This is a genomic window from Rhodococcus sp. EPR-147 (assembly GCF_001647185.1).
Lineage (GTDB): Bacteria > Actinomycetota > Actinomycetes > Mycobacteriales > Mycobacteriaceae > Rhodococcoides.
In genome coordinates this window covers 1-5,864 of the sequence record NZ_LVCU01000135.1, presented here as the reverse complement: position 1 = coordinate 5,864, position 5,864 = coordinate 1, and the positions used below count along the sequence as shown (strand labels likewise).

The window sequence follows — 5,864 nt, the reverse complement described above, 5'->3', positions numbered from 1 at the left end:
GCCGTCGGCCGTCGGTTACCAGCCCACGCTGGCGGACGAGATGGGTGAGCTCCAGGAGCGCATCACCTCGACCCGTGGACGCTCGATCACCTCGCTGCAGGCGATCTACGTTCCCGCCGACGACTACACCGACCCGGCTCCGGCCACGACGTTCGCGCACCTCGATGCGACGACCGAGCTCTCGCGTCCGATTTCGCAGATGGGTATCTACCCCGCTGTGGACCCGCTGAGCTCCACCTCGCGCATCCTCGAGCCCGGCATCGTCGGTGCGGAGCACTTCCGCGTCGCCAACGAGGTCAAGCGGATCCTGCAGAAGTACAAGGAGCTGCAGGACATCATCGCCATCCTCGGTATGGACGAGCTTCAGGAAGAGGACAAGGTTCTGGTCGGCCGTGCACGCCGCCTCCAGAAGTTCCTCGGCCAGAACTTCATCGTTGCCGAGAAGTTCACCGGCGAGGCCGGTTCGGTCGTGTCGCTCTCCGACACCATCGAGGCATTCGACAAGGTCACCAAGGGTGAGTACGACCACCTTCCCGAGCAGGCCTTCAACAGCTGTGGTGGTCTCGACGATGTCGAGGCAGCCGCGAAGAAGATGGCCGGAAAGTAGACCGACGTGACTTCTTCCGAGAAGAGCGGCATGGAGGTCTCCCTGGTCGCTGTGGAGCAAAAGCTGTGGTCCGGTACCGCGACCATCGTCAGCGCTCAGACCACCGAAGGTGAGATCGGCATCATGCTGGGCCACGAGCCTGTGCTCGGGCAGTTGATCGAGGGCGGCACGGTGTCGATCACGACCACGGACGGCGAAAAGCTCATCGCAGCCGTCCACGGTGGATTCCTGTCGGTGACCGGCAAGACGGTCACCGTGCTGGCAGAATCGGCCGATTTCGCCGACGACATCGATGTCGAGGCGGCACGGGCTGTAGTGGCAGAGAACGGCGACGACCTCGAGGCCATTGCTGTGGCCAAGGGTCGTGTCCGCGCTGTCGAGCGGTCCTAGGTACACGAGAAGCCGCGACGAGACCTGCGATGCACTACGGATTGATTGTTCTGATCATTCTGGTTGTGCTGCTCGCAGGGCTCGTCGCGGCTTTTGCGTACCGTCTGATGGTTCTACGGCGAGGGGGAACCGCCGCGATCATGCGGGTGTTGCCGACGGACGGTGGTGCCGGTTGGCGTCACGGCATCATTCGGTACGGAGACAACACACTCGTATTCTTCAAGCTGTCCAGTCTTCGCCCCGGCCCCGATCATCGGCTGGGTAGGCAGGACATTCACGTGGGTGATCGACGAGCCCCACGAGACACCGAGTTCGACATCATGACACCGGACATCGCCGTGTTGGAACTGTCCGACAATGGTAAATACTTCGAGATCGCCCTCGACAGAAGTGCGTTGACCGCTTTCCTGTCCTGGGTCGAATCTCGTCCCTCCGGCCGATCGCGTCGCCGCCGACCGGCGGCCTGATCAGCTCTCGCCGGTAGTCGGGTCGCTCGAAGCGCGGCTCGACCCGGGAACCCACTGGACGTCGCCCTCGGGGTTGGCGTATCGGCTCAGAATGAACAGCAGATCCGAAAGCCGGTTGAGGTATTTCGCCGGCAATGCACTCGTTGTTTCCGGGCTCGCGTGCACCGCAGACCATGCCGACCGCTCCGCCCGTCGGGCCACCGTTCGCGACACGTGTAGCAACGCTCCCAGCGGCGTTCCGCCCGGCAGAATGAACGACGTCAGTGCGGGGAGATCCTCGTTGAACTCGTCGCACCAGCCCTCGAGCCGGTCGACGTAGCTCTGATCGATGCGCAGAGGCGGGTACTGCGGATTCTCGACGACCGGAGTCGACAGATCGGCCCCCGCGTCGAAGAGATCGCTCTGGATGGTGCGGATCACCGAATGAACCGATTCGGGCGGGTTGCCGAGTGCGAGAACCACACCGAGGCTCGCGTTGGTCTCGTCGCAGTCCGCGTACGCAACGAGTCGTTCGTCGTTCTTGGACACCCTCGAGAAATCACTCAGCCCGGTGGTCCCGTCGTCGCCGGTTCTCGTGTAGATGCGGGTGAGGTGGACGGCCATGCGCGCTACGGTACCGCGCGGGTGTCGGCCGGTCCCGCTGGCTACGCTGTCGAGGTGAGTGAACGCTTTTTGGTCAACGGTGGAAATCGCCTCGTCGGTGAGGTGGCGGTCGGTGGTGCGAAGAACAGCGTCCTCAAATTGATGGCGGCAGCGCTGCTGGCAGAGGGCACCAGCACGATCACCAACTGCCCCGACATCCTGGACGTGCCACTGATGGCAGAGGTGTTGCGCGGGCTCGGCTGTGAGGTCGAGTTGGAGGGATCGGTCGTTCACATCACCACTCCGGCCATGCCGAAGTATCACGCCGATTTCGCGGCGGTTCGCCAGTTCCGAGCTTCGGTGTGCGTGCTGGGGCCGCTGGTTGCGCGGTGCAAGAGAGCTGTCGTCGCTTTGCCGGGCGGAGACGCGATCGGGTCGCGTCCCCTCGACATGCATCAGTCCGGTCTTCAATTGCTCGGGGCACGCAGCGAGATCCAACACGGATGTGTCGTTGCGGAAGCAGACGAATTGCGCGGCGCGAACATCAGACTGGCGTTTCCGTCCGTCGGTGCCACCGAGAACATCTTGATGGCCGCAGTCCTCGCCACCGGGGAGACTGTGATCGACAACGCCGCGCGTGAGCCGGACATCGTCGACGTGTGCAACATGCTCAACGAGATGGGTGCCGACGTCCGCGGTGCAGGCACCTCGACTTTGACCATTCGTGGTGTGAGCTCGCTGAAGCCGACGACCCATCGGGTGATCGGCGATCGCATCGTCGCCGCGACGTGGGGAATCGCCGCTGCCATGACCCGTGGGGACGTGCGAGTCCGCGGTGTGAACCCCAAGCACCTGTCGTTGGTGCTGGACAAATTGAGGTCCGCAGGCGCCGAGGTCACCAGCGAGCCCGACGGGTTCCGCGTCGTGCAACACGAGCGACCGCGGGCGGTCAATTTCGCGACGCTTCCGTATCCGGGGTTCCCGACCGACCTGCAGCCGATGGCAATCGGACTCGCGACCGTCGCCGACGGCACGTCGATGATCACCGAGAACGTCTTCGAGGCACGATTCCGGTTCGTCGAGGAGATGATCAGGCTCGGGGCCGATGCGCGCACCGACGGCCATCACGCCGTGGTTCGCGGTGTGCCACAGCTGTCCAGCGCACCGGTGTGGTCCTCCGATATTCGGGCCGGGGCCGGCTTGGTTCTCGCGGGACTGGTGGCCGACGGTACGACGGAGGTGCACGACGTCTTCCACATCGATCGCGGTTATCCGCGATTCGTGGAGAACCTGAGTGCACTCGGTGGCAGCATCGAGCGGGTCAGCTGAGTAGCACAGCTTCCAGCGCCTCGACCAATATGCTTATCGCATAGTCCAATTCGTCGTCGGAGGCGGAACCGTATCCGACGACGATCCCACCCCGGGCTGTGTGCGAGCGGGTCGAGTGTTCGAGCGTCGGTACGTCCACGCCCCTCGCGGCGCATGAGGTAGCGACGTCGCGCGCTGCGGCAGTGTCGAGTATCAACACGGTATGCAGGCCGGCTCCGGCTCCGCGAAGTTCGCCGAACCTGGCCAGCGCGGCCGCGACCAGGCGGTCGCGGGCTCGATAGAGCCGCCGGGCCGTTCGGACGGCTCTGTCCCATTCGCCGTCGCGCAATATGGACGTCATCGCATGCTGGACGGGAACCGAGGGGTGATCGCCGATCAAGCGGCGCGTTGCCGAGATGCGGTCGACCATCGACCGAGGTGCCACCATCCAGCCGAGACGGATCCCGGCACCGAGGGTCTTGGATACGGTGCCGAGGTACACGGTCCGGTCGGGTGCCAGTTCGGCCACGGTGGGCAAAGGTGCTACGCCGTAACGGAATTCGGAGTCGTAGTCGTCCTCGATGATCATGGAATCGTTGCTGTGAGCCCAGTCTGCCAGCGCACGTCGACGGCCGATGGGCATGAATGCGCCGGTCGGGTATTGATGCGACGGTGTGACGTACACGGCCGGTGTTCGTGGGGGAGTCGAGTCGAGTTGTTCGACGATCAGGCCATCGCGGTCGACGGGGACGTCGTGCAAGGACCACCCGCGATGTGTCGCGAGCGCAGCGGCGGATTTGTAGCCTGGATTCTCCAGTGCCAGAACGTGTTCGACCGATTCGGCAGCGGAAAGCGCACCCAGGGCCAGGTCGAGGCCGTGAATGCTGCCCGTCGTGATCACGATCGACGCCGGTGTGGTGTGCAGCCCGCGGGCGCGGCGGAGTAGATCGGCGACGCGAGTCCTCAGTTCGAGCGTGCCGGCGGAATCAGGATAGTCGCCGGGAGGTGGTGTGCCGCCGACGTCGCGCCACGCGCGCTTCCAGGCATCGGATGCCGAGGGTGGAGTCCACGGGATTCCCGGACGGAGCGATATCCGCGGGGGCGTTCCTGGTGTGGTGTGTGCGCTCGACGCCATCGCAATCGATCGAGGTGCGCGGGGGATGTGTCGGACATAGTTACCCGAACCGCGCCGGGCATCGAGCCAACCTTCTGCGACAAGCTGTTCGTAAGCCTTCTCCACGACCGCACGCGCGATGCCCAGATCGACGGAAAGTGCTCGGGTACTGGGTAATCGAGAATCGGGCTGCAGGTCTCCGTCGTCGATTGCGGACCGGATGCGATCCGCCAGTTGGACGGGCAACGTCCGCGCGTCGGCGCGATCGATGGTGATCGACAGAGAGATCGGGAGCATGGAGTTGTGGTCCCTTTCGGTATCCGCGTCGAAGTGGCCTGAACAAAAGCAGCTCTATTGGACCATGACGAAAGGCCACTCGTCCCGCATCCTGGAAACCATGACAGTCGACGACGTGCCTCTTTCCCCGACAGCACGAACGGTAGTGATGCGGGGTAGGCATCGCGCCGGCCTCGAACGCGCAGCGTTGCTCGACGTACTGCGCTCGGCGCGCATATGCCACATCGGCGTGATCGTGGATGGAGTGCCGCGTGTCGTGCCTACCGTGTTCGGCGTGGATTCCGCCGGTCCGGACAGGGAAGGCACGCTGTATCTGCATGGATCAGTGGCGTCACGCAGCATGATCGACGCTCCGGATCAGGACATCTGCGTCACTACGACTGTCGTCGACGGGCTCGTCCTGGCTCGATCGGCATTTCATCATTCGATGAACTATCGAAGCGCCGTTGTGGTCGGACGGCCTCGCCGAGTGGAGGACGCCGTCGAACGGATTAGAGCATTGGACGCGATCGTCGACCAGGTGGTCCCCGGAAGAAGCGTTCATCTGCGTTCACATACTCGGAAAGAGCTTGCAGCCACCGCGGTTCTGGCGCTTTCGATGTACGAGGCATCGGTGAAGTCGCGGTCAGGTGGACCGGTCGACGACGACCTCGACATCGAGCGGGGAGACGTATGGGCCGGAGTAGTTCCGGTGTGGGAGGCGCTCGGCGATGCCGAACCTGCCGCAGACCTCGCGGGGGACATTGCGGTGCCGGAGCACGTGGACGGTGTGCGCCGGAACGCGACTCGGGGGGTGAACGATGTTGCCGCAGTGAAGGTTCGGGCTGTGGCTGGCATCACACGCGCACCCTGAAGCGTGTAGAGGGCGCAATGACCCGACGCCCCGGGGCCGAGCTGCGCGAATACCCTGCGAGCATGGGTCGACCTGCCGATTTGCGTTGGTGTGGTTGGTGGCGTAACTTTTGTCGAGTCAGAGCGACGGACACCGACCCGGTCTTCACGGACTGGGTGAACGAGGTTGGACGTGTGGCCTGGCAGGTTTTATCCCCCAAGAGTCGGGCCCTTGTGTCCGAGACCAAGCTGGGATAGGCTGGAGCAG

General features: G+C 64.1%; 7 protein-coding genes. 5 read left to right on the top strand and 2 right to left on the bottom strand.

Features of this window, described 5'->3' with window-relative positions:
- The 3 genes from A2J02_RS06435 to A2J02_RS06425 all read left to right on the top strand — a co-directional run.
- Positions 1 to 607 (top strand): ATP synthase beta subunit C-terminal domain-containing protein (locus A2J02_RS06435; protein ID WP_442971454.1); only part of this gene is annotated, 607 nt, incomplete at its 5' end.
- 30 nt (positions 608 to 637) lie between these two features.
- Positions 638 to 997, top strand: a complete 360-nt coding sequence (locus A2J02_RS06430; RefSeq protein WP_037193376.1) for a F0F1 ATP synthase subunit epsilon — start codon at positions 638 to 640, stop codon at positions 995 to 997.
- A 29-nt stretch (positions 998 to 1,026) separates the two neighbouring features.
- On the top strand, positions 1,027 to 1,464 hold the full coding sequence (locus tag A2J02_RS06425; protein WP_068048245.1) for a DUF2550 domain-containing protein: 438 nt from the start codon (positions 1,027 to 1,029) through the stop codon (positions 1,462 to 1,464).
- Here the strand turns inward: A2J02_RS06425 and A2J02_RS06420 are convergent, their stop codons facing one another.
- Positions 1,465 to 2,067, bottom strand: coding sequence for a cob(I)yrinic acid a,c-diamide adenosyltransferase (locus tag A2J02_RS06420; RefSeq protein WP_068048242.1), 603 nt, complete (start codon positions 2,065 to 2,067; stop codon positions 1,465 to 1,467).
- A 54-nt stretch (positions 2,068 to 2,121) separates the two neighbouring features.
- On the opposite strand from A2J02_RS06420, the gene murA reads away from it, so the two are divergent.
- Positions 2,122 to 3,375 (top strand): UDP-N-acetylglucosamine 1-carboxyvinyltransferase, encoded by a 1,254-nt coding sequence (gene murA / locus A2J02_RS06415; protein WP_068048251.1) that lies wholly within the window; start codon positions 2,122 to 2,124, stop codon positions 3,373 to 3,375.
- On the opposite strand, the gene pdxR is transcribed toward murA, so the two are convergent.
- Complete coding sequence (gene pdxR, locus A2J02_RS06410) at positions 3,368 to 4,765, bottom strand: MocR-like pyridoxine biosynthesis transcription factor PdxR (RefSeq protein WP_068048239.1); 1,398 nt, start codon at positions 4,763 to 4,765, stop codon at positions 3,368 to 3,370. The genes murA and pdxR overlap by 8 nt on opposite strands.
- Positions 4,766 to 4,865: 100 nt before the next feature.
- Here pdxR and A2J02_RS06405 point away from each other — a divergent pair, with 100 nt between their 5' ends.
- Positions 4,866 to 5,618, top strand: a complete 753-nt coding sequence (locus A2J02_RS06405) for a pyridoxamine 5'-phosphate oxidase family protein (RefSeq protein WP_068048248.1) — start codon at positions 4,866 to 4,868, stop codon at positions 5,616 to 5,618.
- Positions 5,619 to 5,864: the final 246 nt, after the last annotated feature.